General features: G+C 63.9%; 21 protein-coding genes. 11 read left to right on the forward strand and 10 right to left on the reverse strand.

What is annotated here, in order from left to right; all coding sequences use genetic code 11:
- Positions 1 to 25: 25 nt before the first annotated feature.
- Positions 26 to 532 (reverse strand): CAP domain-containing protein, encoded by a 507-nt coding sequence (locus tag J5J09_RS03855; RefSeq protein ID WP_208548372.1) that lies wholly within the window; start codon positions 530 to 532, stop codon positions 26 to 28.
- 1 nt (position 533) lies between these two features.
- Positions 534 to 800 carry a DUF6460 domain-containing protein gene (locus tag J5J09_RS03860; protein ID WP_208548373.1) on the reverse strand — a complete coding sequence of 89 codons (267 nt, stop codon included), beginning with the start codon at positions 798 to 800 and terminating at the stop codon, positions 534 to 536.
- A gap of 138 nt (positions 801 to 938) precedes the next feature.
- Between J5J09_RS03860 and J5J09_RS03865 the strand changes: the two genes are divergently transcribed.
- The 5 genes from J5J09_RS03865 to pdeM all read left to right on the forward strand — a co-directional run bounded on the left by J5J09_RS03865 (position 939) and on the right by pdeM (position 6,816).
- The gene (locus J5J09_RS03865; RefSeq protein WP_208548374.1) at positions 939 to 1,883 is read left to right on the forward strand and encodes a methyltransferase domain-containing protein; all 945 of its coding nucleotides are present in this window, start codon (positions 939 to 941) and stop codon (positions 1,881 to 1,883) included.
- 114 nt (positions 1,884 to 1,997) lie between these two features.
- A complete protein-coding gene (locus tag J5J09_RS03870) occupies positions 1,998 to 2,636 on the forward strand; it encodes a YitT family protein (RefSeq protein WP_208548375.1) in 639 nt (212 codons plus the stop codon).
- Positions 2,637 to 2,735: 99 nt separating this feature from the next.
- A complete protein-coding gene (locus J5J09_RS03875; RefSeq protein ID WP_208548376.1) occupies positions 2,736 to 3,368 on the forward strand; it encodes a YitT family protein in 633 nt (210 codons plus the stop codon).
- Positions 3,369 to 3,423: 55 nt separating this feature from the next.
- Positions 3,424 to 5,931: a ligase-associated DNA damage response DEXH box helicase gene (locus J5J09_RS03880; RefSeq protein ID WP_208548377.1), complete on the forward strand. Its 2,508-nt coding sequence runs from the start codon at positions 3,424 to 3,426 to the stop codon at positions 5,929 to 5,931.
- A gap of 159 nt (positions 5,932 to 6,090) precedes the next feature.
- The gene (gene pdeM, locus J5J09_RS03885; RefSeq protein WP_208548378.1) at positions 6,091 to 6,816 is read left to right on the forward strand and encodes a ligase-associated DNA damage response endonuclease PdeM; all 726 of its coding nucleotides are present in this window, start codon (positions 6,091 to 6,093) and stop codon (positions 6,814 to 6,816) included.
- Between the two features lie 9 nt (positions 6,817 to 6,825).
- Here the strand turns inward: pdeM and J5J09_RS03890 are convergent, their stop codons facing one another.
- Positions 6,826 to 8,055, reverse strand: coding sequence for a PQQ-dependent sugar dehydrogenase (locus J5J09_RS03890; RefSeq protein WP_208548379.1), 1,230 nt, complete (start codon positions 8,053 to 8,055; stop codon positions 6,826 to 6,828).
- A 139-nt stretch (positions 8,056 to 8,194) separates the two neighbouring features.
- Positions 8,195 to 9,127, reverse strand: coding sequence for an alpha/beta fold hydrolase (locus tag J5J09_RS03895; protein WP_246745782.1), 933 nt, complete (start codon positions 9,125 to 9,127; stop codon positions 8,195 to 8,197).
- A 92-nt stretch (positions 9,128 to 9,219) separates the two neighbouring features.
- Between J5J09_RS03895 and J5J09_RS03900 the strand changes: the two genes are divergently transcribed.
- Both J5J09_RS03900 and J5J09_RS03905 read left to right on the forward strand, forming a co-directional pair.
- Complete coding sequence (locus tag J5J09_RS03900; RefSeq protein ID WP_208548381.1) at positions 9,220 to 9,798, forward strand: TetR/AcrR family transcriptional regulator; 579 nt, start codon at positions 9,220 to 9,222, stop codon at positions 9,796 to 9,798.
- A complete protein-coding gene (locus J5J09_RS03905; protein ID WP_208548382.1) occupies positions 9,798 to 10,313 on the forward strand; it encodes a helix-turn-helix domain-containing protein in 516 nt (171 codons plus the stop codon). The genes J5J09_RS03900 and J5J09_RS03905 overlap by 1 nt, the downstream gene beginning before the upstream one ends.
- On the opposite strand, the gene J5J09_RS03910 is transcribed toward J5J09_RS03905, so the two are convergent.
- From J5J09_RS03910 to J5J09_RS03920, 3 genes are all read right to left on the reverse strand, one after another.
- Positions 10,314 to 11,111 (reverse strand): TIGR02186 family protein, encoded by a 798-nt coding sequence (locus J5J09_RS03910; protein ID WP_208548383.1) that lies wholly within the window; start codon positions 11,109 to 11,111, stop codon positions 10,314 to 10,316.
- Positions 11,111 to 12,037, reverse strand: a complete 927-nt coding sequence (locus tag J5J09_RS03915; protein ID WP_208548384.1) for a sulfite exporter TauE/SafE family protein — start codon at positions 12,035 to 12,037, stop codon at positions 11,111 to 11,113. The genes J5J09_RS03910 and J5J09_RS03915 overlap by 1 nt, the downstream gene beginning before the upstream one ends.
- A gap of 204 nt (positions 12,038 to 12,241) precedes the next feature.
- Positions 12,242 to 15,868, reverse strand: a complete 3,627-nt coding sequence (locus J5J09_RS03920; RefSeq protein WP_208548385.1) for a peptidoglycan-binding protein — start codon at positions 15,866 to 15,868, stop codon at positions 12,242 to 12,244.
- A 360-nt stretch (positions 15,869 to 16,228) separates the two neighbouring features.
- Between J5J09_RS03920 and J5J09_RS03925 the strand changes: the two genes are divergently transcribed.
- The 3 genes from J5J09_RS03925 to J5J09_RS03935 all read left to right on the forward strand — a co-directional run bounded on the left by J5J09_RS03925 (position 16,229) and on the right by J5J09_RS03935 (position 21,735).
- Entirely contained in the window at positions 16,229 to 18,022 is a 1,794-nt protein-coding gene (locus J5J09_RS03925) for an acyl-CoA dehydrogenase C-terminal domain-containing protein (protein WP_208548386.1), read from the forward strand.
- A gap of 270 nt (positions 18,023 to 18,292) precedes the next feature.
- Complete coding sequence (locus tag J5J09_RS03930) at positions 18,293 to 19,501, forward strand: acetyl-CoA C-acetyltransferase (protein ID WP_208548387.1); 1,209 nt, start codon at positions 18,293 to 18,295, stop codon at positions 19,499 to 19,501.
- 20 nt (positions 19,502 to 19,521) lie between these two features.
- Positions 19,522 to 21,735, forward strand: a complete 2,214-nt coding sequence (locus tag J5J09_RS03935; RefSeq protein ID WP_208548388.1) for an FAD-dependent oxidoreductase — start codon at positions 19,522 to 19,524, stop codon at positions 21,733 to 21,735.
- Positions 21,736 to 21,768: 33 nt separating this feature from the next.
- Here the strand turns inward: J5J09_RS03935 and J5J09_RS03940 are convergent, their stop codons facing one another.
- The gene (locus J5J09_RS03940; protein WP_208548389.1) at positions 21,769 to 22,173 is read right to left on the reverse strand and encodes a VOC family protein; all 405 of its coding nucleotides are present in this window, start codon (positions 22,171 to 22,173) and stop codon (positions 21,769 to 21,771) included.
- A gap of 22 nt (positions 22,174 to 22,195) precedes the next feature.
- Positions 22,196 to 22,531 carry a cupin domain-containing protein gene (locus J5J09_RS03945; RefSeq protein WP_208548390.1) on the reverse strand — a complete coding sequence of 112 codons (336 nt, stop codon included), beginning with the start codon at positions 22,529 to 22,531 and terminating at the stop codon, positions 22,196 to 22,198.
- A gap of 148 nt (positions 22,532 to 22,679) precedes the next feature.
- Between J5J09_RS03945 and J5J09_RS03950 the strand changes: the two genes are divergently transcribed.
- Positions 22,680 to 23,213, forward strand: coding sequence for a MarR family transcriptional regulator (locus tag J5J09_RS03950; RefSeq protein WP_348646413.1), 534 nt, complete (start codon positions 22,680 to 22,682; stop codon positions 23,211 to 23,213).
- Positions 23,214 to 23,282: 69 nt separating this feature from the next.
- On the opposite strand, the gene J5J09_RS03955 is transcribed toward J5J09_RS03950, so the two are convergent.
- The gene (locus J5J09_RS03955) at positions 23,283 to 23,792 is read right to left on the reverse strand and encodes a GNAT family N-acetyltransferase (protein WP_208548392.1); all 510 of its coding nucleotides are present in this window, start codon (positions 23,790 to 23,792) and stop codon (positions 23,283 to 23,285) included.
- Between the last annotated feature and the right edge of the window lie 447 nt (positions 23,793 to 24,239).

Below are 24,239 nucleotides of genomic sequence, written 5' to 3' on the forward strand. Positions count from 1 at the left end.
GTAATGCCGAGATGCCAGAATCGCCTCAGCTGGACAACACCATGGCCCAATAAGGCCGCCCACCGGAAGAGGGATTATGCGCGACCGCGACGCCGAGCGCGGTATAGCTGCCGAGCATGTTTTCGCGATGCCGGGCCGAGTCGATCCACGCCTGCACGGCCCTTGAGACGCTGTCTTGCCCGGCCGCCACGTTTTCGGCCGCCGGAAGTGGCACATTGCCGGCCTTCATCCGGTCGAGAAAGCTGTCGTTCGGCGACAGAAGGTGCGCCATCTTGCCGGCCGCCGCCATCCGTCGTGCCTGCACAACAGCTGCGACCTCCGCCGGTTCGCCCTTCGTAAGCTCAGGTAAAGACGATTTTTTCCGGAGTGCGTTGACCATAGGCAGCGCTTCGTCCGTATGCGGCGTCGCGAGATCGTCACCAGTCGGCAGGATGTCCGTGCTGCGGCAGCTGGCAAGGCCCGTCGCAAGCAGACCGCCTCCAAGGATCAGGAGGCGCCGCCGCGACGGGAGAAGAAGGGCGCGTGCATCCATGTCAGGAGCGGGAACTCATCAGCCGGATCACGATGAACACCGGGATCACCACCGTCGCGCCGAGCAGAAGATAGTCGCCTATCCGTCCCAGCGCGGCAAAACCCGTATGCCAGAGATCGAGGATGAAGTTGCGGATACTGTACAGGATGTCGGCCGGCACGACCCCGAACACGGCCATGATGAAGCCGACGATCAGGGAAACGACCACCAGCTTGACGATGGTCCGGCCGGGCGTATCGCCCAGGAATCGGTTGACGCTGTCCGACATTGGCAAATCTCCTGTTTGGGGCAGAGATAGGCGGCAAATGCGGCGCTCGCAAGCTCTCGGCATGCTTCGATGAGTTTGCGCTTGAGTTTTTCCTTCGGATCGGCGAAGAGCGCGCACCTTTCTCGGAAAACCTCTGACATGCACCCGATGCAGTTCTCCTCCGGCGACGTCGTGACAGACCGTCGTGCCGATTACGCGAAGATGCTCGATGACGCCGGCGATCCCGCCGCTGCCGCCGAACTGATGGAACAGGCGCTGGAACTCGCCCCCCGATGGACAGCCGGCTGGCAGCAGCTCGCTGACTACCGCGAGAAGTCCGGTGACGAAAAGGGCGCCGAGACGGCCCTGCGTCGTGTTCTGGAACTCGATCCAGAGGACATCTTTGCCGCCTCGCTCAAGCTCGCCCGTCTCGGCGCCATCGAGGTCCCCGACCAGCCGCCGAGCCGCTATGTAGAGGCGCTGTTTGACGACTATGCCGACCGCTTCGAGACAGCGCTCGTCGAGAAGTTGGATTACAGCGTGCCGCCCAAGCTCTCGGCGCTTCTCCGCCGCGTCGCGGGCGAAGGACGCCGTTTTCGCCACGCGGTCGATCTCGGCTGCGGCACCGGATTGCTCGGCATCGAAATCCGCGATCTGGCTGACCGGCTCGAAGGCTTCGATCTGTCGGCCGGTATGCTCGCAAAGGCCGAGGAAAAGGGCGTTTACGATCTTCTCGCCCAGGCCGACCTGTCGCTCGACTCTCCTGCGTCGGGCCTCTTCGCCGACGGACTGGCCGAGGCCCGTGTTGATCTCGTCTGTGCCGCTGACGTCTTCATGTATCTCGGCAGCCTTGAGGCGACCCTGGAGCTTCTACAGCGGCTTGCGGCAACAGGCGCCATGCTCGCCTTTTCCGTCGAGGATGGCGGCGACGTTGACGGTTTCGGCCTCGCAGAGTCTTTGCGCTACGTGCATTCAGAGACCTACGTTCGGAGCCTGCTCGACCGCTTCGGCTTCAAAACCCTCTGCATCGAAAAAACCACCATTCGCATGGATGGCGGAAAACCTGTCTTCGGCATTCTGTTTGTTGCCGTGCGGGATGCCTGACGGCAACAAGATTGCGAAGATGTCGATAGGTCAGTATTGTTGACTTATCGCCCTTGCGAACCAGCGGATCTGCGGTACCCTTTGTCCCCTGAGGCTTCTTCTGGAGACGAAATCATGGCGCATATGAGCAGCATGCTTGGTATCTGGAATACGAACCCGTCCCGCCACACCCCCGCCGAGGACGTTCAAGGGATTCTTGCCGGTAGCATGATCGCGGCGCTCGGCCTCTATCTTCTTGCTAAGGTCGGCCTTCTGACCGGTGGCATGGCCGGCCTCGCCTTCGTCATCCACTACTGGAGCGGCCTAAGCTTCGGTCTGCTGTTCTTCGTGCTCAACCTGCCCTTCTATCTGCTATCGCTTCGCCGCGTCGGCCTCGATTTCACGCTGAAGACATTCGTTGCCGTCGGCCTCACATCCTTCCTCGTCGAAATCGAAAGCCGCTTCCTCGTTATCCAAGAGATCGCGCCCATATGGGCCGCCATCCTCGGTGGTCTGCTCGTCGGCTTCGGCCTGCTTGCGCTCTATCGCCACCGCGCCAGCCTAGGCGGCCTCGGCATTCTCGCGGTCTACATCCAGGATCGCTTCGGCATTCGCGCCGGCCTCGTCCAGCTCGGCTTCGACCTCTGCGTCATGGCGCTCGCCTTCGCCGTGCTCACCCCTGGCGTCGTTCTTTACTCCATCCTCGGCGCCGTGGTGCTCAACCTCTTCCTCGCCATCAACCACCGCTCCGACCGCTACATCGCGCTCCGCTGAGCGGTCGGTTTGGCTTTGCCGTTACGTCGGCCTCCTCTTGATCCCCACCGATGATCGGGACTAAGAGACGGAAAAGCTAAGCAAGGAACGATAGACGAGATGGCGCAGACCCGGTTCGGCGAATGGATCACCTCCACCCCTGATCGCCATTCGGTGATCGAGGATGCGCAGGGGCTCGCCGCCGGCGCCATCATGGCCTCGCTCGGCGTGCTTTTCCTGTCGAGCGCTGGCCTGCTGACCGGCGGTACCGCCGGCGTCGCCTTCTTGCTGCATTACGCGACGGGCTATGCCTTTGGCCTCGTCTTCTTCGCGGTGAACCTGCCGTTCTACTGGCTGGCCTTCCGCCGCTTCGGCCTTGCATTCTGCGTCAAGACGTTCATCGCCATCGCAGCCACCTCCTTCCTCAGCGAAGCGGTGCCGCGCGCCATCGGCATTTCCCATATTGATCCGCTGATCGCCGCGATCTTCGGTGGCCTGCTGATCGGCACGGGTCTGCTCATCCTCTTCCGCCACCGCGCCAGCCTCGGCGGCTTTGGCATCCTGGCGCTCTATCTCCAGGAGCGCTTCGGTTGGCGCGCCGGTCTCGTGCAGCTGGTCTTCGACGGCTGTGTGCTTGTTTTCTCCTTCTTCCTCGCCAGCCCCTTCATCATCTTCTGCTCGGTCGTCGGCGCCGTGGTGCTGAACCTGACGCTCGCCATCAATCACAGGAAAGACCGCTACATCGCGATGTAAGGAGCGGGCGCCGATCAGGGCTTCTCTTTTCGACCGCCGCCACTACCTTTTGAGCGTGAACGCCGCTGATTCCGCCTGCCTGGTGCTGCCCGATCCCTTTCTCCGCTGGTTCGCGGACAAGGGCTGGTCGCCGCGCGCCCACCAGCTGGAGCTCGTGCGTCGTGCCGAGGCCGGCGACAGCACGCTGCTGATCGCTCCCACCGGCGCCGGCAAGACGCTCGCCGGCTTCCTGCCCTCGCTGGTCGATCTTTTGCATCGTGGAAAACGAAAGCCTGGCGCCGCCTTCACCGGTATCCACACGCTCTACATTTCCCCGCTGAAGGCGCTCGCCGTCGATATCGAGCGCAACCTGATGAAACCCGTCGGCGAGATGGGCCTGCCGGTCACAGTGGAGAACCGCACCGGCGATACCCCCCAGGCCAAGCGCCAGCGCCAGAAGCTCAATCCGCCTGATATCCTGCTGACCACGCCCGAACAGCTCGCGCTGCTGCTGGCCAATGGCGAGGCCGACCGTTTCTTCAAGGATCTGCGCTTCGTCATCTTCGACGAACTGCACTCGCTGGTCACCACGAAGCGCGGCCATCTGCTGTCGCTCGGCCTCGCGCGTCTGCGCCGCCATGCGCCAGATATGCAAACCATCGGCCTCTCGGCCACGGTTGCCGATCCGCCGGAACTGCAGCGCTGGCTGGTCGGCCAGACGCCTGGAACCGAAGCCATGGCTGGCCTTGTCACCGTGGATGGCGGCGCGAAGCCCATCATCTCGATCCTGACGACCGAGGAGCGCATCCCGTGGTCCGGCCACTCGGCACGCTACGCCATGCCGGAGCTCTATGAGACGCTGAAGCATTTCGCGACGACGCTGATCTTCGTCAACACCCGCTCGCAGGCGGAGATGCTGTTTCAGGAACTCTGGACCATCAACGACGACAACATGCCGATCGCGCTCCACCACGGCTCGCTCGATGTCGGCCAGCGCCGCAAGGTCGAGGCCGCCATGGCCGACAATCGGCTGCGCGCCGTCGTCGCCACCTCCACATTGGACCTCGGCATCGACTGGGGCGATGTCGATCTCGTCGTCCATGTCGGAGCACCCAAGGGTGCCTCCCGTCTGGCCCAGCGCATAGGCCGCGCCAACCACCGCATGGACGAGCCGTCGCGCGCCATCCTCGTGCCCGCCAACCGCTTCGAGGTCATGGAGTGCCAGGCGGCGCTCGATGCCAACTATCTCGGCGCCCAGGATACGCCGCCGATGGGCGAGGGGGCGCTCGACGTTCTTGCACAGCACGTGCTCGGCATGGCCTGCGCCGACCCCTTCTCGGCTGACGATCTCTATTCCGAGGTCGTCAGCGCCGCCCCCTATGCCGAACTGCCGCGAGACACTTTTGACCGCATCGTCGAATTCGTCGCCACCGGCGGTTATGCGCTGAAAACCTACGAGCGCTACGCCAAGATCCGGCTCAACAAGGACGGCCTCTGGCGGGTCTCGAACCCGCAGGTCGCCCAGCAATATCGGCTAAACCTCGGCACCATCGTCGAAATGCCGATGCTCAACGTCCGTCTCGTCAGGCGCAATCATCTTGGCTCCATCGGTCGCGGCGGCATGACGCTCGGCAAGGTCGAGGAATACTTCCTGGAACAGCTGTCCCAGGGAGATACCTTCTTGTTCGGCGGCAAGGTGCTGCGCTTCGAGGGCATCCGCGAAAACGAATGCCTGGTCTCCAATGCCTTCTCGCAGGACCCGAAGATCCCCGCCTATGCCGGCGGCAAGTTCCCCCTCTCCACCTATCTCGCCGAGCAGGTGCGCGCCATGCTGGACGATCCCGGCCGCTGGCGCGAACTGCCGGATCAGGTGCGCGACTGGCTGGAGATCCAGCGCGAGAAGTCCGTCCTGCCGAAGCGCGGCGAACTGCTGATCGAGACCTTCCCGCGATCGAAGCGCTTCTTCCTCGTCGCCTATCCGTTCGAGGGCCGGCTCGCCCACCAGACGCTCGGCATGCTGCTGACCCGCAGGCTGGAGCGCATGGGCGGAAAGCCGCTCGGCTTCGTCGCCACTGACTACTCGCTCGCCATCTGGGGCTTGGAGGACATGGGCTCGATGATCGCTCGGGGCCGCCTGTCCCTGCAGGACTTGTTCGACGAGGACATGCTGGGCGACGATCTGGAAGCCTGGCTTGACGAAAGCTGGATGCTGAAGCGCACCTTCCGCACCTGCGCCGTCATCGCCGGTCTGATCGAGAAACGCCATCCCGGCAAGGAAAAGTCCGGACGCCAGGTCACGGTGTCCGCCGATCTCATTTACGATGTATTGCGCAGCCATGAGCCCGATCACATCCTGCTGCAGGCCACGCGTCAGGATGCCGCTCGCGGCCTGCTGGATATTGCCCGCCTTGCAGATATGCTAAAACGAATCAGGGGCCACATCACCCACAAGCGGCTCGACCACATCTCGCCGCTCGCGGTGCCGGTCATGCTGGAAATCGGCAAGGAGCCGGTGGTGGGAGAGGCCCACGAGGATGTCCTGGCCGAAGCCGCCGACGATCTGATCGCCGAGGCAATGGCCTGAGGATGTGGCGTGGGCAACGGACCGTGGAAAAACGGCTGGGAGACTGCCGGCGATAGGGATTGGAACGGCTGCCGCGAGTCCCTTCTCCCCGCAGGCGGGGAGAAGGTGCCGGCAGGCGGATGAGGGGCGTCTCGCAAAGAGGCCCGAACGAGAGACGGAATGACTGGTCTGACGGCAAGGCGCCTCGTTGCGCCGGAAACAACCGCTCTGGCGGCCGAGATCGAGTTCAACGGCGCGGCCGCCGTCTGCGATCCCTTCGGCGCGCTTTACCTGCCGGATGTCCGCGCGCTCGTTGTATCGGACCTGCATCTGGAGAAGGGGGCAGCCTTCGCCCGTCGCGGCCAGCTTCTGCCGCCCTACGACACGCTGGCAACGCTCCGCCTGCTCGATGCCGTGATCACCCGCTACGATCCGGCAGTCGTCATCAGCCTCGGCGACAATTTCCATGACCGGCGCGGATCGGCCGAACTGCCGGATGCCTTCCGCCGCATGATTGCAGCCATGGCGGCGGGCCGCGAGTGGATATGGGTCAACGGCAACCACGATCCGGATGGCGTCCACGACCTGCCTGGCATTTCGGCCGATGAACTCGTCTATGCGGGACTGACCTTCCGCCACGAGCCGACGCTGCGCTCCTCAGCCGGTGAAGTCTCAGGTCATCTTCATCCTTGCGCCACGGTCCGCCGCCGCGAAAAGGCCGTGCGTCGCCCTTGCTTCGCGATCGATGGGAGGCGGTTGATCATGCCCTCCTTCGGCGTGACGACAGGCGGGCTCGACCTACGCCACAAGGCCTTTACCGGCCTCTTCGACCGGGCGACGCTGGTCGCGCACCTGATGGGGCGCGACCGCATCTACTCGGTGAAGTTCTCTAACCTCATCGGTTGATCGACAGGATCAGCTCTGATCGTCGCTCTTGGTCAGTCGGAGGATCGTCGATCCGCCGCCGCCGCGCTGCTCTGTCACCGCGAACACGCTGCCGTCAGGCGCCACCTTCACATCGCGAATGCGGGCGTCGAGATTGACGCGCTCCTCATGCGCCACGCGGTCACCCTCCATGTGCAGCACCACGATCCCGCGGCTCACAAGCCCGCCGACAAGAAAGGCGTTCTGCCATTCCGGAATGGCCTCGGCATTGTAATAGGCCATGCCCGACGGCGCGATGACAGGGTCCCAATAGTAGACCGGCTGCTCCGTGCCTTCCTGCGATGTAATGCCGTCGCCGACCGCGCGGCCGCTGTATTCCACGCCGTAGGTCACCTCTGGCCAGCCGTAGTTCTTGCCGGCTTCCGGTCGGTTCAACTCGTCGCCGCCTTTGGGTCCGTGCTCGATCGTCCACAGTCGCCCGTCACCATCGAGTGCCGCCGCCTGCACGTTGCGGTGGCCAAGACTCCAGATTTCCGGCAGCGCACCATCGGTGCCGACGAACGGGTTGTCGTCGAGCGCTTTGCCGCTGGTATTGATGCGGAACACCTTGCCGAAACCGCTTGCCAGATCCTGGGCGCCGGTCCGCACCTCCGCATCCGAACGCTCTCCGACCGTCACGTAGAGTTCGCCCTCGGGCCCGAACACCAGGCGCGAGCCGAAATGCTTGTTACCGTCGTAGCCCGGCATCTGCTGGAAGATCACGTTGACGTCCTCCAGCCGCGCGGCGCCATTCTGGCCCTCGACCAGCTTCGCGGATGCGACCGACGTGCCGTTGCCGTCCTCGCGCGGCTCCGAGAACGAGAAGTAGATCATATTGGATGTTTCGAAGTCCGGCGCCAGCGCCACGTCGAGCAGACCGCCCTGGCCATTGGACATCACCGCCGGCACGCCCTCAATCGCCGGACCTGCGGAGCCGTCCTCCTGCGAGACGATATGCATGTCGCCCTGCTTTGCCGTCACCAGCATCCGCCCGTCCGGCAGGAATTCCATCGACCAGAGATGCGGCAGATCCTCCGCCACCGTTTCCACCTCGATCTCGGGCGAAGCTTCCGGCAGCGGCGCCCGCGTCTGGTTCTCGAAGGCCGGCGTCTGGCTGGGTGCGTTGGGTCGTTTGGTCTCCGCCGTCTGGGCGAACGCCACGGGCGCGGCGAGCGCGGCGGCGAGAATGGTGCTGGCGAAAAGGGTTCCTGTCCTCGGCATGATGTTATCCTTTCGGTCGCGTCGTGAAATCGGGGATGGCACGGCCTGGGCGCCTCGACAGGATTAAGGTTGGGGAGCCCGTTTGGTTTCGGAAGATGGCATCAACATAAGTTTATCGACGCGTGACAGCTCTCCGCCGTCAAAGTTGCAACCGTTTGTCCGGCCATGGATTGAGACCGTCGCGAAGCCATAGCAGGCTATCGATCCAGAAACCGCCGGCATGGCGGTCGTGAAACAGGTCGAAGTGCCCCAATCTTTCGAAGCCCAGATCGGCGGGTGAGAGCAGCACCGCATTGTGATCCGCATTCCTATAGTAATTGAGCGTCCGACGGATCGCGCGGGGCGTCGCAAGTGCGTCGTCCGTCACGCCGATGGCGAGTATTGGCCCGCGGAATTCCGCGAACCGTCGCAGTACGTCCTCCCGTTCCCGGCGCGGATGCGTGTCCTCCATCCGCCTTCCGCGGAACGCCCATTCGAGCGCCACACCGGATGGCAGGTCCTCGAGCCAGCCCAGCCGCTTGCCCGGAAAATAGCCGCAGGCCGCCGTCAAGGCCGGCATCGCCACATGCCATTTCAAGAAGAGCCGGAGCCTCTGCCGCCGATCATAGTCCCGCCACCACGCATATTGCGCCCCGACCGTCAGCATCCGGTCGATAAGGCGCGCATTGTCCGCCAGTCCAGAAAGATAGCCGCCTATGCTGTGCCCGACGACCAGCACCGGACCAGCCGCCGTTTCGCTGAGCAGGAGGTCGAGCGCGGCTCGAAAATCCTGTTCGCCCCAGTCGCGCCACCGGTACCCGCAGCCCCGAAGTATCTCCGGCCGCGACAGTGCGATACCCCGGTAGTCATAGGTCAGCACCTCGAAACCACGGGCCGCAAGAAACTGCGCATAGCGGTGATAATAGCGCGCGGCGACGCCCGTCGCCGGGTTGATGATGACCCGGCCGGGCGTCGATCCCGTTGTCCCCCGCCACAGGTGGCCGCCAAGCTTCACACCGTCCGCGCAGGTCACTGTCACGGCTTCGGGCCGTCCGGCGACGTGTGTTTCGGCTATCGCACCGGCCTCGCCCATTGTCATGGCTCCCTGTTCTGTCAGCCACCGAGGCTTAGCAACTTCGCGCCGTTGTGGACACTCACTGGTCGGTATACATTGACCACATGGACATGCCATCGACCTCAACTCGCGACCGTATCATCGCCGCCGCTGCCAAGCTCTTCTACGACGAGGGCATAAGGCGCGTCAGCGTCGATGCCATCGCCGGCGAGGCCGGAGTCACCAAGCGCACGCTCTACTACCATTTCGAGAGCAAGGACGATCTCGTCGCTGCCTATCTGGAAGGCCGCGACCGGCCGAACTTCGCCTGGTTCCAGCGCTGGTATGCGGAAGCCGAAGGACCGCTGCCGGAGCGCATTCGCGCCCTGTTTCACGGTCTCTCCCGGGCCGCGCGCCACGAAAAATGGAAAGGCTGCGGCTTCCTGCGTACCGCTGCAGAACTCGCCAATCTACCCGGTCATCCGGCGATTGTCTTAGGCAAGGCCCACAAGCAGAGGCTTGAAGATTGGCTGTGCGGTCTCTTTGAGCAAGATGGCATCAGGGAGCCGCGCGCACTGGCCCGCCAGATGGTGCTGCTGATCGATGGCGCTTTCGCCGTCGTTCTCCTCAATCGCGATCCGAGCTATATGGAAACCGCCGGCGCCGCCGCCGCCACGCTCGTCGAAATGGCGCCGAGGGCGATCCGATGATGGCGAAAACGATTGAGGAACACCGCTCCGGTTGCCCCATCAATCTCACGCTCGAAGTGCTGGGCGACCGCTGGAGCCTGATCGTCATCCGCGACGTGATGTTTGGCAATCGCCGCCATTTCCGCGAGATCCTGCGCAATTCGGAGGAGGGCATTGCCTCCAACATTCTCGCCGACCGGCTGAAGCGGCTGGTCGAGTCCGGAATGCTGACGCGCGAGGACGATCCCTCGCACCGACAGAAGGCGCTCTACAGCCTGACCGAGATGTCGATTGCGCTGGTCCCGCTGCTCGCCGAGATGGGCGCCTGGGGACGCCGCTTCAGGCCGGTCTCGGAAGACCTCGCGATCCGCGCCGAATTGCTTGAAAACGGTGGGCGTTCGTTCTGGAACGAGTTCATGGACGAGTTGCGCGATCTGCATCTCGGCAAACCATTGCCTGCAGGCAATCCCTCGGCGCTGGCGCGACTCACCGATGCCTATCTCGAGGTCAAGGCGCGCCAGGACGCCGCCGGCTGATCAGTCCTTGCGGAACAGCACGCTTGCTCCCCAACCGGTGATCAGCGCCAGCATCACCGAAAACAATCCATAGCCGAGCGGGCTCTGATGCGCCGCCTCGGTGATGGTCTGTTCGAGACCTGTCTTGATCACCCTGAGCGGCAGTTCCTTCTGGGTAATGAATTCGCCGCTCTTGAACAGATAGGCGTGAACGATATGCACTCCGTCCGGAATGTTCGCCGGCAGCCGCAGCGTTGCCTTGAACAGGCTGGAGGAGACAAAGCGTACACCGTTCGTCTCGCTCTGGTAGAGCCCGCCGCTCTGCTTGAGCCGGCGATAGGCCTCGCGAAAGTCACCCAGGCTGTTGGTGCTGGAAAAGTAGCCGACCGGCGTCAACGGAATATGGTTCAGCCCGACGCCCAGCTGGTTCAGCACCTGCTGGTCGGCGATATCCTCCACCGGCCGGGTGCTGGCGAGCGAATAGGATTCCGGCGGACGCTCGAACGTCATCGAATAGCGGTTGATCCAGATACCGAAAATCCGTTCCTTCTGCCGCACGGTGGCGTCGGCCCGCGGTCCTTCCAGCGTCACGATCACGTCGTATTGCCCGATCGCAAGCAGCAGCGTGTCCGGATTCGTCAGCGCGCCGAAGATCGTCAGGTCCGCGCCGCGAAAGTCGGAGGTGATGGCGATTTCGCTGGTCGAGGTGCCGATATCCAGTCCTTCCGTGCCGTCGACGCTCGGCGTCAGCGGGCTCTGCGCCATTGCCGAGGTGGCGCAGAATATCAGGCCGGCAAGGAGGGAAACGAGAGGGCGCATCAGTTGGCGAAGCTCCCCACGGCAACGGAGAACAGGTCCTCCGGAGTGATGACAAGCTCGATCGCCAGACGCAGGCCAACAGCAAGGACCAAAAGCCCGAGCAGTGCGCGCAACTGCTCGCCGCGCAGCCTTTGGCCCACCCTGACACCATATTGCGCCCCGATCACGCCCGCGATCATCAGGATGAAGGCAAGCACCACATCGACGGAATAGTTGGTCATCGCCTGCACGACGGTCGTGTAGGCCGTCACGAAGATGATCTGGAACAGTGAGGTTCCGACGACGACATTGGTGGGAATACGCAGCAGGTAGATCATCGCCGGCACCATGATGAAGCCGCCGCCCACGCCCATGACCGAGGTCAGGATGCCGATGCCGAAGCCGAGCGCGATCACCGGGATGACGCTCAGGTAGATCTTCGATTTCTTGAACCGCATCTTGAAGGGCAAGCGGTGCACCCAGTTGTGCTGGCCCGGCCGCTTCAGGTTGATCGGCTGGTTGTTCGCCGCCCGCCGCAGGGCTCTCAGGCTTTCCATCAGCATCAGCGAGCCGATCGTGCCGAGGAAGACGACGTAGAGCAGCGAAATGATCAGGTCGAGCTGGCCGAGGCGTCTGAGCCACGAGAAGATGCCGACGCCAGCGGTGGCGCCGACCAGGCCGCCGGCGAGCAAAACGAGTCCAAGCTTGATGTCTAGCGTGCCACGCCGGAAATGCGTGATCGCGCCTGATACCGATGACGCGACAACCTGGTTCGCGCCGGTCGCAACCGCCACGACGGGCGGAATGTTGTAGAAGATCAGGAGCGGCGTGATCAGGAAGCCACCGCCCACGCCGAACATGCCGGACAGGAATCCGACAGCCGCACCCATCCCGAGGATGATGAATACGTTTACAGACAATTCTGCGATCGGCAGATAGATTGTCACGATCGGGCCCCGATATGTGATTGGCCGCAGCGGAGACCTGCTCCATCGGGGCCGTGCCATGGCCTTCGGGAGCAGTTGGCGAAAACACCCAAGCCTTTGGCGTGCTTGGCTTTGCGTTGGTTTTCGTCATGCGCCCCCGGGGCGCGTGAGTCAATTCTGGTGTCGTCGATAAGGCCCGATTTTAGACCTTTTATGACGCTGGCGTCACTTGTTGCGCGCCAGCAGTTCGGTCACCAGGGCATCGTCGATTTTGCCTGTTTCCTTCTGGCCGATCGATTTCTGGAAGGCTTTGATCGCAGCGACGGTTTTCGCCCCCATAACGCCATCGGCAGGCCCGGCGTCGAAGCCGTTATTGCCGAGAATCGCCTGAACGTTGCGGATTACCTTGCTCATGTCGACGCTGGCCGTCTTCGTACCCTTGCCGACCCATTCGTCCGGCAGGTCAACGGCATTGGCATCGACGTCGAGCGGACGGACCTTGAAACTCTCGACCTGCGCCTTGGCGCGTTCCAGCTGTTCCGGCTTCATGGCGTTCGCCACGTCATCCCGCTTCTGGGCGGCATCCTTGTCGCCGTCGCGTGCGGCGATCGCGAACCATTTGTAGGAGGCTTCCAGATCCTGCGGAATGCCATTGCCGCGCGCATAAAGGATAGCGAGGTTGAACTGGCTGTCGGCCACGCCGAACTCGGCCGCCTTGCCGAACCATTCGGCCGCCTTGGCATAGTCCTGCTCACCCATGCTGCCGTTGGCATAGAGCACGGCAAGGTTATGCATGGCACTCGCATTGCCCTTCGCGGCGGCCATCTCATAGAGCTGGCGCGCCTGTTCCATGTCGCGCTTAACGCCCGTGCCCTTTTCGTAAAGGTTCGCCAGCCGGTATTGTGCCGGCGCGAAATCCTTCTCCGCCGAGCGCTCGTACCAAAGCGCGGCTTGCGCGAGGTCGGTGCCCAGTCCGCCGTGGCCTTCGGTGTAGCGCGCGCCGATCTCGAACAACGCCTTCGGATCGCCATCGGCGGCCGCCTTGGCCAGCGACGGCGGCGTGATGGATGCCGGAACTTCGTAGGTTGGCGAAGCCGGCGGGGTCGATGCGGCGGCTTCGGACTCGCCTCCGTCCGGTGCGGTGTCGGCCGTCAGGCTATCGGTTGCCGGCGCCGGCTCTGCCAGCGGTGCGACCGTCATGTCGTCCTGGCCGACATTCGTCTCTCCGGCCGAAACCTCTCCGGTCTCGCTCGGAGCGGCAAGCGTGGCGATTGCGGGATCATTAGCGCCTGGTGGTTCGACCAGCCGGCTGCTTTCGTCCGTAGGGCTCTCTTCAGTCGGCGCTGCAAGCGGTGCGGCGGGCGCTGTTGCTTGCGGCTCCGGCACCGTCGCCGGTGCCACATCGGTTTGTTTGGTTGTCGTCTCGATGGTCGGCTGAGGAGCGCTGGCGCCCTTCGTCAGCGTGCGCACCAGCGGCATCGCCATGACGACCAGCAGAATCGCGCCCGCCGCCATCAGGATCGGCCGGCGATAGCGCGACAACATCGACGCTCCGCCACTGCCGCCGGCAGGCTTTTCGCCTGCGACCCCCGGTGTCTGGCTCGCCTCGATGGCTGCCGCCTGTGCCGCGCGACGCGCTGCTGCGATATAGTCCGCGCGGTCGCCCTCGGCGAGCGGTGGCAGGGAGCCGGCCTCGCCGCCACGGGCCTTGGACGCGCGCACCCGTTCCAGGATCTTGCGCACATCAGGCGCTCCGGAACCGGGTTCGATCAGTTCGTTGGCCTCGTCCGACGGCAGCACGTCTGCGGGATCGATGGACGGCGATGGCTCCACCATCTGCCGCGCCGCGAGCGCGCCATCGTCCTTCTTGCGGCCAGGTATCAGCCGCTTGCCGAGCCCGGCGAGCAGGCTGGGTTTTGACGGTGCGCGGGGCTCCGCGTCCGTGTGCACGCCATCGTCGGCGAGAAGGTCCAGCGGTTCGTTGTCAAGGGCAAATGCCGTTGCTTCCTGCTGCGGCCGGCCCTCCGGCGCGCCACCTGCAAAAGCCATCGCCGGCTGTGGCGGAACCGGGTTTGCCGCCACGTGTGATGCCGCCATCGGCTCGCGGTCGAGCTTTTCCAGGCGGTCCGCGATGTCGAGCAGGGTCGATTGCAGGCTTTCCAGCGTCCGGTGGCTGCGTTCCTCGGTGTTGCGGCTGATGTCCTGCAGATGCTTCAGGCTGTCGGCAAGGGCCGCGACGGTCTCGGCGTCCGCACCTGTCGGCGCGCTTCCGCCACGACCGGACTGCGCATAGTTCGCCATCACGGCTTCGGCTGCCTGGCGGGCCGCCTCGATGATGTACTCGTCGCTCGTCGCCACATAGTCTTCAAGCGCCGTGATACGCCCGGTCAGTTCACCGCCGCCTTCGGCGAGGTTGGGTGAGGCGCCGTTGAAGAGGCTTGAGAGATGGGCAATCTGGTCCTCGAGGCCGCGAAGCGCCTCGCTGTCCTGTGCCGGCGCCCGCAGGGTGTCATCAAGCCGCTCGGCGATCATGGCCAGCCGGTCGTCCAGGCTTCGCAGCAACCGGTCGTCGGCCGGCGCCGGTTGCGCCGTGCGTTCTTCCAGTCCCTCGATGACGCGTGCCAGCCGCTCGAGCCGTTCGGCAAGCTGATCGTTGACGGCGCCGGTTTCGAGCGCGTCGATCTTGCGCGAAATGTCGTAGAGCGCATCGGCCAGATCCGGCTGCGCCGTATGCTGTTGTGGCTTTTGCAGCAGTTGCGCCAGATGGTCGAGCCGTTCCTCGAGCCGGCCGGCTGCGCCATCGCTCGCCAGTTCCTCGACCCGGTCGGCCAGCAGGTCGAGCCTCCGCGCCATCTCGTCGACGCCGCTGTCGCGTGCCGGCGGCTCGCTGAAAAGGGTGTCGATCTGGCGGGCCAGTGCCGCGATCCGGTCTTCGATCCGCTCCATTGCCCGCGTATCGACCGGCGCGGAGCTGCCGCGATTGCTTGCCACGATCGCGCGGCTGATCTCATCGAGCCTGAGGTCGAGGCCGGCAAACTGTTCCTGCAGCCGCTGCTCGCCCGGATCCATGTGCGATCCGATCTGCTCCAGCGCTTTCGCCACCGTTAGCAGCTTGTCCTCGACCGAGCGGATCGCGCGATTATCGCCAAGGCCGCCGATCTGGGTCTTGATGTCGTCGAGCCGCATGGCCAGCCGGCCGAGTTCGTCCTGCAGCAGTTCGCCGTCCAGGCTCTCCAGCCGTCCCTCGATGCCACGGACCGAGTCCTCGCGTGCCAGGCCGTCCATCAGCGAGCGCAGCTCTTCGAATTCGCGCCGCAGCGCATTGCCGGATGTCCCGGCCGCCGGTTCGAGCCGGCCGATGCTTTGTGCCAGCCGGTTCATATCGGCGCGCAGATCCTCGTCGGGTGTATGTGTGGTCGCGATCGACTTCAGGTCGCGCAGTTCCTGACGCACGTCGCGCAGTTCGCGGGCGAGGTTGTCGGAGAGATCGGCTTTCAGTTCCTGCCGCAGGGTGAGCAGCGCCTGCGTGATATCGGCAAGCGGCGCCTCCTCGCGGGTCGCAGGGGTCTCTCGACGCGGCGGCGCCATGCGGTTTTCCGAGGAGCGATGGCGCGACGCTTCAAGCGCTCTCTGCCGCTCGCGGATTTCCTGCAGCGGGTCGAAGCGATCCGCCCGCATCGGTGCTGCGCGTCCGCGCAAGGGCGCATCGTCGCGCGCCGGCATCGGCCCGCGTGTCGACGTGCTGGTCATCAGCCCCTCGATTCGAGCTTCCAGTCCTTCGATCGTCCGGCTGAGCGCGTCGAGTGAAGACGTCTTGTCCGCGCGGGGTGGGTGAGATCGCGATCGGTTCATTCTGCTGCTCGCTTCGACGGTTCCGGGGATCATCCGCCGGCCATTTGGTCTTGCGGTACGCTGGCTTGCGGGGTGAGCCGGCTCGCGTCCGGTGGCTCGGCCCGGCATGCTTCGCCGCGTCGTGTTTCATCGGCAACAATTCACGAAACGTGGTAAACAACGCGTTAAGCGATCTAAAAAATTTTTAACGAATTGTAGAAGCGCGTCCGCCATGATGACTGGTGGGAAGGGGCTCGCGTGGATGCGGCTGGGGAGGTCGGATCGGGAAACTTTTCCATTGACGTTTACGCAAACGTCAATATTTATTGGAAGCATGATCTGGCCGGCCCGCCGGCGATACGTCTTGGAGGAAGATGACCCATGCCTGTCTACAAGGCCCCGGTGAACGACACGCTTTTCGTCCTGAACAACGTCCTCGGCATCGACCGCTATCACAACCTGCCCGGCTTCGAGGATGCGACCCCCGACATGATCGAGGCGATCGTCGGTGAGGCGGCGAAACTCGCCGAGGAACAGCTGTTCCCGGTCAATCTGTCCGGCGACCAGGAAGGCTGCACCCGCCACGACGATGCCACGGTCACCGTGCCGAAGGGCTTCAAGGAAGCCTACGACGCCTATTGCCAGGGCGGCTGGCTGGGCCTTGCCGTGCCCGCCGAATACGGGGGGCAGGGACTGCCCTACACGCTCCATTCCGCCGTCGGCGAATACATGTCGTCCGCCAACATGGCGTTGATGATGTATCCGGGTCTGACCCAGGGCGCGATCGCCGCGATCCTCGTCCACGGCTCGGAGGAACAGAAGGCCACCTATCTGCCGAAGATGGTCGAGGGCACCTGGTCCGGCACCATGAACCTCACTGAACCCCATTGCGGCACCGATCTCGGCCTGCTGCGCACCAAGGCGGTGCCGAACGGTGACGGCTCCTACAAGATTTCCGGCCAGAAGATCTTCATCTCCGCCGGCGAGCACACGATGACGGACAACATCATCCATCTCGTTCTCGCCCGCATCGAGGGCGCGCCGGAGGGCACCAAGGGCATTTCGCTCTTTATCGTACCGAAGTTCATGGTCGGCGCGGATGGCTCCGTCGGCGCCCGCAATGGCGTGACCTGCGGCGCCATCGAGCACAAGATGGGCATCCACGGCAATGCCACCTGCGTGATGAATTATGACGAGGCGACCGGATACCTGATCGGCGCCGAGAACAAGGGTCTGGCTGCCATGTTCGTCATGATGAACGAGGCGCGGCTCGGCGTTGGCCTGCAGGGCCTGTCGATCGCCGAAATCGCCTACCAGAACGCCGCCAACTATGCCCGCGAGCGCATCCAGGGCCGCTCGCTGTCAGGCGTCAAGGCGTCCGACAAGAAGGCCGATCCGATCATCGTCCACCCGGACATCCGTCGCTCATTGCTGACCATCAAGGCCTTCACCGAAGCCGGTCGTGCCTTCACGCTCTGGACCGCGCTCCAGTCCGACATCGCCCATCGCTCCGGTGACGAGAAGGAGAAGCAGACGGCCGACGACCTGCTCGGCCTGATGACCCCGATCCTCAAGGGCGTGCTGACCGACAAGGGCTTCGACCATGCCGTCATGGCCCAGCAGGTCTATGGCGGCCACGGCTACATCGAGGAATGGGGCATGAGCCAGTACGTGCGTGATGCCCGCATCGCCATGATCTACGAGGGCGCCAACGGCATCCAGGCGCTTGATCTCGTCGGCCGCAAGCTCGGGCTGAACGGCGGCCGCGCCGTCATGGCCCTCTTCAACGAGATTGGCGCCTTCTGCGAGGAAAACCGCGGAGACGAGAAGATGGTGGTCTACACCAAGGGGCTGAAGAAGGGCCTGAACGACCTCCAGGCCTCGACCATGTGGTTCATGCAGAACGCCATGGCCAAGCCAGACAATGCCGGCGCCGGCTCCACGGACTACATGCACCTCTTCGGCCTCGTCGTGCTCGGTTACATGTGGGCAAAGATGGCAAAATCCGCCAACGAAGCCCTTGCCGCCGGCACCGGCGATGCCGACTTCTACCAGAACAAGCTTCTGACCGGCCGCTTCTACATGGAGCGCATCATGCCCGAAACGGCGCTGCGCAAGACCCGCATCGAAACCGGCGCCGACACCATGATGGAAATGGCCGCGGAAGCGTTTTGAGGTGGTGACCCCTCACCAACAAAATCTGGCACTTAGCTGACGCTAAGCTGCCGATTTTGTAACCTCTCCCACAAGGGGAGAGGGAGCGCCGCACCGGCGGCGAGCTTGGCTCTCCCCTTGTGGGAGAGAAAGCGATTTCAACATCTTAGCGTCAGCTAAGTGTTAGAAATCGCAAGTGAGGGGGCATTGCCGCAAGGGGTAGGGCCAGTCGAACTGGCGGAAGCAAGAGAATTCCAAGGCAACCCGGTTGCCAGCAAGGGAGAGAAACCAATGACAGACGCCTTCATCTACGATCACGTGCGCACCCCCCGCGGGCGCGGCAAGAAGGACGGTTCGCTGCACGAGGTGCCGACGCCCCGCCTTGCGGCAAAGACGCTGGAAGCCCTGCGCGACCGCAACGGCCTTGATACCAAGGCCGTGGACGACATCATCTTCGGCTGCGTCGATCCGGTCATGGAAGCCGGCGCCGTCATCCCCAAAGCCGCCGCCTTCGAAGCCGGTTACGATTTCAAGGCGCCGGGCATGCAGATCTCCCGCTTCTGCGCCTCGGGCCTCGACGCCATCAACCTCGCCGCCGGCAAGGTCAAGGCCGGCTCCGACGACATCGTCATCGCTGGTGGTGTCGAGAGCATGTCCCGCGTCGGTATGGGCATGTCCGGCGGCGCCTGGTACATGGACCCGTCCGTCAACTTCCCCGCCTACTTCATGCCGCAGGGTGTCTCCGCTGACCTGATCGCCACCAAATATGGCTTTAACCGCGACGACGTCGACGCCTATGCTGTCGAAAGCCAGAAGCGCGCCGGCGAATCCTGGGCCAAGGGCAATTTCGCAAAGTCCGTGATTCCGGTAAAGGACGTCAACGGCCTCGTGATCCTCGACCGCGACGAGCACATGCGCCCCGGCACCGACATGCAGTCGCTGGCAAGCCTCCAGCCCTCGTTCCAGATGCCGGGCGAGATGGGTGGCTTCGATGCCGTCGCCATCCAGGCCCACCCGGAAGTCGAGCGCATCAGCTATGTCCACCATGCCGGCAACTCCTCAGGCATCGTCGATGGTGCCGCCGCCGTGCTGGTCGGCTCCAAGGCCGGTGGCGAGGCCATGGGCCTGAAACCCCGCGCCCGCATCCGCGCTTTCACCAATATCGGCTCCGACCCGGCTCTGATGCTCACCGGCCCGGTCGACGTCACCGAAAAGCTGCTTGCCCGCACCGGCATGAAGATTTCCGACTTCGACCTGTTCGAATTGAACGAAGCCTTCGCCGCGGTCGTCCTGCGCTTCATGCAGCGTTTCGAGATCGACCATTCGAAGATGAACGTCGCCGGCGGCGCCATCGCCATGGGCCACCCGCTCGGCGCCACCGGCGCCATGATCCTCGGCACCGTGCTCGACGAACTGGAACGCCGCGACCTGAACACCGCCCTCGTCACGCTCTGCATCGGCGCCGGCATGGGCACGGCCACCGTCATCGAACGCGTCTGATCGTCGGGAGGAGAAAAGCTATGACCTACAAGAATTTCACCATCGAAACCGACGCAGACGGCATTGCTCTCGTCACCTGGGACATGCCCGACAAGTCGATGAACGTCTTCACCGTCGAGGTGATGGACGAGATCGACCGGATCGTCGACGAGACCGTCGCCGACGACAAGGTCAAGGGCGTGGTCTTCACGTCGGGCAAGAAGACCTTCTCCGGCGGCGCTGACCTGACCATGCTCAAGGGCATGTTCTCGATGATTGAGGAGGAGCGCACCAAGGACCCCGCCGGCGCCGTGAAGAAGCTCTTCGACGCCGCCGGTCGCATGACATGGCTCTGGCGCAAGATCGAGTTGAACGGTAAGCCTTGGGTTTCCGCCATCAACGGCACCTGCATGGGCGGCGCCTTCGAACTGTCGCTTGCCTGCCATGGCCGCGTCGCCTCCAATGCCAAGTCCGTCAAGCTGGCGCTGCCCGAGGTCAAGGTCGGCATCTTCCCCGGCGCCGGCGGCACCCAGCGCGTACCGCGCCTTGCCAATGCGCAGGATGCCCTGCAGATGATGACGACGGGCTCCAGCCTCACCGCCGCCCGCGCCAAGGCCATGAACCTCGTCCATGAGGTCGTCGAACCGGACCAACTGATCCCGGCCGCGAAACAGATGATCAAGAACGGGCTGAAGCCCGTCGCCCCCTGGGACGAGAAGGGCTTCAAGGCCCCCGGCGGCGGCATCTGGACGCCGGCCGCGGCCCAGCTCTGGCCGGCCGCCTCCGCCATCCTGCGCCGTGAAACCGCCGGCAACTATCCTGCGGCACTCGCCATCCTGAAAAGCGTCTACGAGGGCCTGCAGGTCCCGTTCGACACCGGTCTGCGCATCGAGCAGCGTTACTTCACCCAGATCCTGCAGACCACCGAAGCCTTCTCGATGATCCGCTCGCTTTTCGTCTCGATGCAGGAACTCGGCAAGGGCGCCCGCCGTCCGGCTGGCGTCGAGAAGACGGAGCTGAAGAAGGTCGGCGTCGTCGGCGCCGGCTTCATGGGCGCCTCGATCGCCTATGTCACCGCCGCCGCCGGCATTCCGGTCGTCCTGATCGACCGCGACATGGAGGCTGCCGGTAAGGGCAAGACAGTCTCCGAAGGCCTCGTCACGGGCTCCATTGGTAAAGGCAGGATGACCAAGGAGGAGGGCGAGAAGCTGCTTTCCCTCATCACGCCCAGCGACGACTACAATTCCCTGAAGGACGCCGATCTCGTCATCGAGGCGGTGTTCGAGGACCGCAATGTCAAGAAGGACGTGATCGAGAAGGTCGAGGCCGTGCTGCCCGAAACGTCGATCTTCGCCTCCAACACCTCGACACTGCCGATCACGGGTCTGGCTGAGAACTCCAAGCGCCCGGCCCAGTTCATCGGCGTGCACTTCTTCTCGCCGGTCGAGAAGATGATGCTGACCGAGGTCATCCTCGGCAAGGACACCGGCGACAAGGCGCTGGCCGTCGCGCTCGATTACGTCGCGGCGATCAAGAAGACCCCCATCGTCGTCAACGACACGCGCGGCTTCTACGTCAACCGCTGCGTCTTCCGCTACATCAACGAGGCCTATGACATGCTGGCCGAGGGCGTGCCGGCGGTCATGATCGAGAACGCCGCCAAGTTCGCCGGCATGCCGGTCGGCCCGCTCTCGCTCAACGACGAGGTCGCGGTCGATCTTTCCCAGAAGATCATGCGCGCCTCGATCGCCGATCTGGGCGAGGCCTCGGTCAAGCCTGGACACATGACGCTCATCGACAAGATGGTCGACGAGCTCGACCGTCGCGGCCGCAAGAACGGCAAGGGCTTCTACGAATATCCCGCCAAGCCGGCGAAGAAGTTCCTGTGGCCGGGCCTCAAGGACCTCTACCCGCAGAAGAACCCCGCCGATGTCGATATAGAGGTGTTGAAGCAACGCCTGCTCGTCACCATCGCGCTGGAAGCGGCCCGCACCATGGAGGAGGGCATCGTCACCGATCCGCGCGAGGCCGATGTCGGCTCCATCCTCGGCTTCGGTTTCGCCCCCTATACCGGCGGCACGCTGTCCTACATCGACGGCATGGGCGTGAAGACCTTCGTAAGCCTCTGCGAACGCCTCGCGAAGGAGTACGGCGACCACTTCGAGCCGACGCCTCTGCTCAAGGAGATGGCGGCCAGGGGCGAAACCTTCTACGGCCGCTTCGATCCCTACGGCGAAGGCGCCAAGGCCGCCTGACCGGCGCGCCTGGGCTGGGTCGGCTGGTCCGCCTCAGCCCATCGCCGCCATGTCGGCCCAGACCGCCTCGAACACGTGGCCGTCGGGGTCTTCGAAAGTCCGGTTGTACATCCAGCCTATATCCTTCGCCGGCGTCGGATCGGCCTTGCCCCCGTTGGCGCCCGCCGCCTCGACGATGGCGTCCACCGCCTCCCGGCTGTCCAGCGTCAGCGCCAGCAGCATGCCGGTCGCCGCATGCGCATCGGCCAGCGGCTTGGATGTGAAGGTCGCGAAGTAGGCGGGTGTCATAAGGTGCAGGAAGATCGCCTCCGACCACACCATGTTCGCGGTCTGGTGGTCGCTGAACTGTTCGTTCTTCACACAGCCGATCGCCTCGTAAAACCGCGTTGCCGCCGCGATGTCCTTCGCCGGCAGGTTCACGAAAATCATCTTGCTCATGTCTCTCTCCTCCTACCCGTGATTAGGCCAGTTCCTGCCGGATCGTCTCGTCGGGATGGATGCAGACGATCTCCAGCCGCTCCGTGCCGATATTCTCGAACCGGTGCGGCACATTAGCCGCCGCCACCACGATGTCGCCCGGCAGGGCCCGTGTGCGGGCTTCTCCTACGGTGAATTCCACCTCGCCTTTGCGCACCACCCAGGTCTCCGCATAGGGATGCACATGCAGCGCCGAGCCATGGCCGGGCGGCGCATCGACAAGAAACAGCGAAACCGGCCCGCTGAGCTCCCGTCCCTCGAAGCGGACGGTGCGGCTGGCCCCGGCGGCGGGCTCCTGATGTCGTCTGATGCTGAACATGATCTTCTCCTCTCGGACAAAATATCTTTGCGAGAAGATAATTTGCGCAATTTATCTTCTCGTCAAGACAAATATCTTCGCACCAAGATATCTTGGCCTTTCCCGCCGCAAAGTGTATGTTTCGGCTGGGTAATTGAGGGAGTTGCAGGTGGAGGAAGAGAAGGGGTCCGTCTCCGGCGCGGCGGAGGATCATGTCGATCGTCTGCGCCGGCAATGGGCAAGTGAGCTGCCGGACCTTGATACCGCCCCGATGGCGATCCTGGGCAGGGCCTACAGGCTCGTCAACCTCGTGCGTCCGTCGATCGAGGCCACCTTCGCAAGCTTCGGTCTCGATCGGGGCGAATTCGATGTCATCGGCACCTTGCTGCGCTCCGGTCCGCCCTATCGCCTGACGCCGAGCGACATGTACGCCCTTTTGATGATCTCCTCCGGCGGACTCACCCACCGGCTCGACCGTCTGGAAAAATCCGGCCTCGTCCGCCGCGAACGTTCGCAAAGCGACGGCCGAAGCGTCGAGGTGGTCCTGACCGAATCTGGCCGCGACCTCGCCGAAAAGGCCTTCCGCGCCGACATGGAAAACGAGTCCCGCTTCATGACGCCCCTCGACGCCACGGAGCGTGAGGCGCTCGCAGCCCTGCTGCGCAAGCTGATCGTGAGTATCGACGAGATGGACAAAGGGTAGGGGCCTCTGGCCAAAGGATCCTACCGGCGGCTGGTGCTCCACAGCTGTCCTGCCTTGGATGATGGCGTCCTAAAGCACCCGCTCGAACATGATCACCGGCTTCTCGTGATAGCTGCTGCGTGCGAAAGGTTTCAGCCCCACTTTTCCGGCGATTTTCAGCGATGCGCTATTCTCGGGCGAAATGATCGCGGTCGCCCGTTGCCCGGCAAAGTTTGCCGATCCCCAGTCGAACAGCGCCATCGCCGCCTCGCTGGCATAGCCTCGTCCGCGGACGTCGGAAAGAAAGGTCCAGCCCGCTTCCAGCGTGCCCGCGAGTGACGGCTTGATGTCCCGTTTCAGATCCTGGAACCCCACCTGTCCCACCAGGCGGCCGCTCGCCCGTTCGGTCACGGTGAAATAGCCATAGCCCATGTAATGCCAACCGCCCGCCTGCCGCAGGAACCGTCCCCAGATTTCCTCCTGCGAAAACCCCTTCGGCGAGATATGACGCCACACCTCCGGATCCGACCACATCGCCGCATAGGCCTCGAAGTCCTCCATGTCCGGCCGCCTGAGCTCCAGCCTCTCCGTCGTAATCATCGCGTCTGCCTCTTTGTCATGTCCGCTTCTCCTTGCGGCAGAGCGCCTGCCAAGTCCACCCCGCCTTCGCCAGAGCTCAAGGCGGTCGTTGCTGCCCTCTCTCCAGCCTCATGCTGAGGTGCGCCGCAGGCGCCTCGCAGCATCGGGACTGGCCGCTGGTGGTGCGGGGGTGTGCCTCCGATGATCCTTCGAGGCCCTCGCGTTCGCGAGGGCGCCTCAGGATGAGGGCGTGCCGAGGGTGTGGCGGGGCACGCCGCTTCCCCATCTCCCCCCTTGCGGGGGAGAAAGCGAAATCGAGGAATTGGCCCGATCAGGGCCAAACCTCAGATTTCGCAAGAGAGGGGCTCGGTGAGGGTGATGCACACGGAACTGCGCCCCTCTCCGGGAAAATCTGAAGTTTAGGCGGCTTGCGCTGACCTCAAGCCTTCGATTTTCCATCCTCCTCCG

It is taken from the genome of Ciceribacter sp. L1K22 (assembly GCF_017599385.1).
In the GTDB taxonomy this organism is placed as follows: domain Bacteria; phylum Pseudomonadota; class Alphaproteobacteria; order Rhizobiales; family Rhizobiaceae; genus Allorhizobium.

Coding starts and splice junctions, on each gene's coding strand:
- J5J09_RS03855 (WP_208548372.1), bottom strand. CDS start 532: ATGGATGCACGCGCCCTTCTTCTCCCGTCGCGGCGGCGCCTCCTGATC.
- J5J09_RS03860 (WP_208548373.1), bottom strand. CDS start 800: ATGTCGGACAGCGTCAACCGATTCCTGGGCGATACGCCCGGCCGGACC.
- J5J09_RS03865 (WP_208548374.1), top strand. CDS start 939: ATGCACCCGATGCAGTTCTCCTCCGGCGACGTCGTGACAGACCGTCGT.
- J5J09_RS03870 (WP_208548375.1), top strand. CDS start 1,998: ATGGCGCATATGAGCAGCATGCTTGGTATCTGGAATACGAACCCGTCC.
- J5J09_RS03875 (WP_208548376.1), top strand. CDS start 2,736: ATGGCGCAGACCCGGTTCGGCGAATGGATCACCTCCACCCCTGATCGC.
- pdeM (WP_208548378.1), top strand. CDS start 6,091: ATGACTGGTCTGACGGCAAGGCGCCTCGTTGCGCCGGAAACAACCGCT.
- J5J09_RS03890 (WP_208548379.1), bottom strand. CDS start 8,055: ATGCCGAGGACAGGAACCCTTTTCGCCAGCACCATTCTCGCCGCCGCG.
- J5J09_RS03895 (WP_246745782.1), bottom strand. CDS start 9,127: ATGGGCGAGGCCGGTGCGATAGCCGAAACACACGTCGCCGGACGGCCC.
- J5J09_RS03900 (WP_208548381.1), top strand. CDS start 9,220: ATGCCATCGACCTCAACTCGCGACCGTATCATCGCCGCCGCTGCCAAG.
- J5J09_RS03905 (WP_208548382.1), top strand. CDS start 9,798: ATGGCGAAAACGATTGAGGAACACCGCTCCGGTTGCCCCATCAATCTC.
- J5J09_RS03910 (WP_208548383.1), bottom strand. CDS start 11,111: ATGCGCCCTCTCGTTTCCCTCCTTGCCGGCCTGATATTCTGCGCCACC.
- J5J09_RS03920 (WP_208548385.1), bottom strand. CDS start 15,868: ATGAACCGATCGCGATCTCACCCACCCCGCGCGGACAAGACGTCTTCA.
- J5J09_RS03925 (WP_208548386.1), top strand. CDS start 16,229: ATGCCTGTCTACAAGGCCCCGGTGAACGACACGCTTTTCGTCCTGAAC.
- J5J09_RS03930 (WP_208548387.1), top strand. CDS start 18,293: ATGACAGACGCCTTCATCTACGATCACGTGCGCACCCCCCGCGGGCGC.
- J5J09_RS03935 (WP_208548388.1), top strand. CDS start 19,522: ATGACCTACAAGAATTTCACCATCGAAACCGACGCAGACGGCATTGCT.
- J5J09_RS03940 (WP_208548389.1), bottom strand. CDS start 22,173: ATGAGCAAGATGATTTTCGTGAACCTGCCGGCGAAGGACATCGCGGCG.
- J5J09_RS03945 (WP_208548390.1), bottom strand. CDS start 22,531: ATGTTCAGCATCAGACGACATCAGGAGCCCGCCGCCGGGGCCAGCCGC.
- J5J09_RS03955 (WP_208548392.1), bottom strand. CDS start 23,792: ATGATTACGACGGAGAGGCTGGAGCTCAGGCGGCCGGACATGGAGGAC.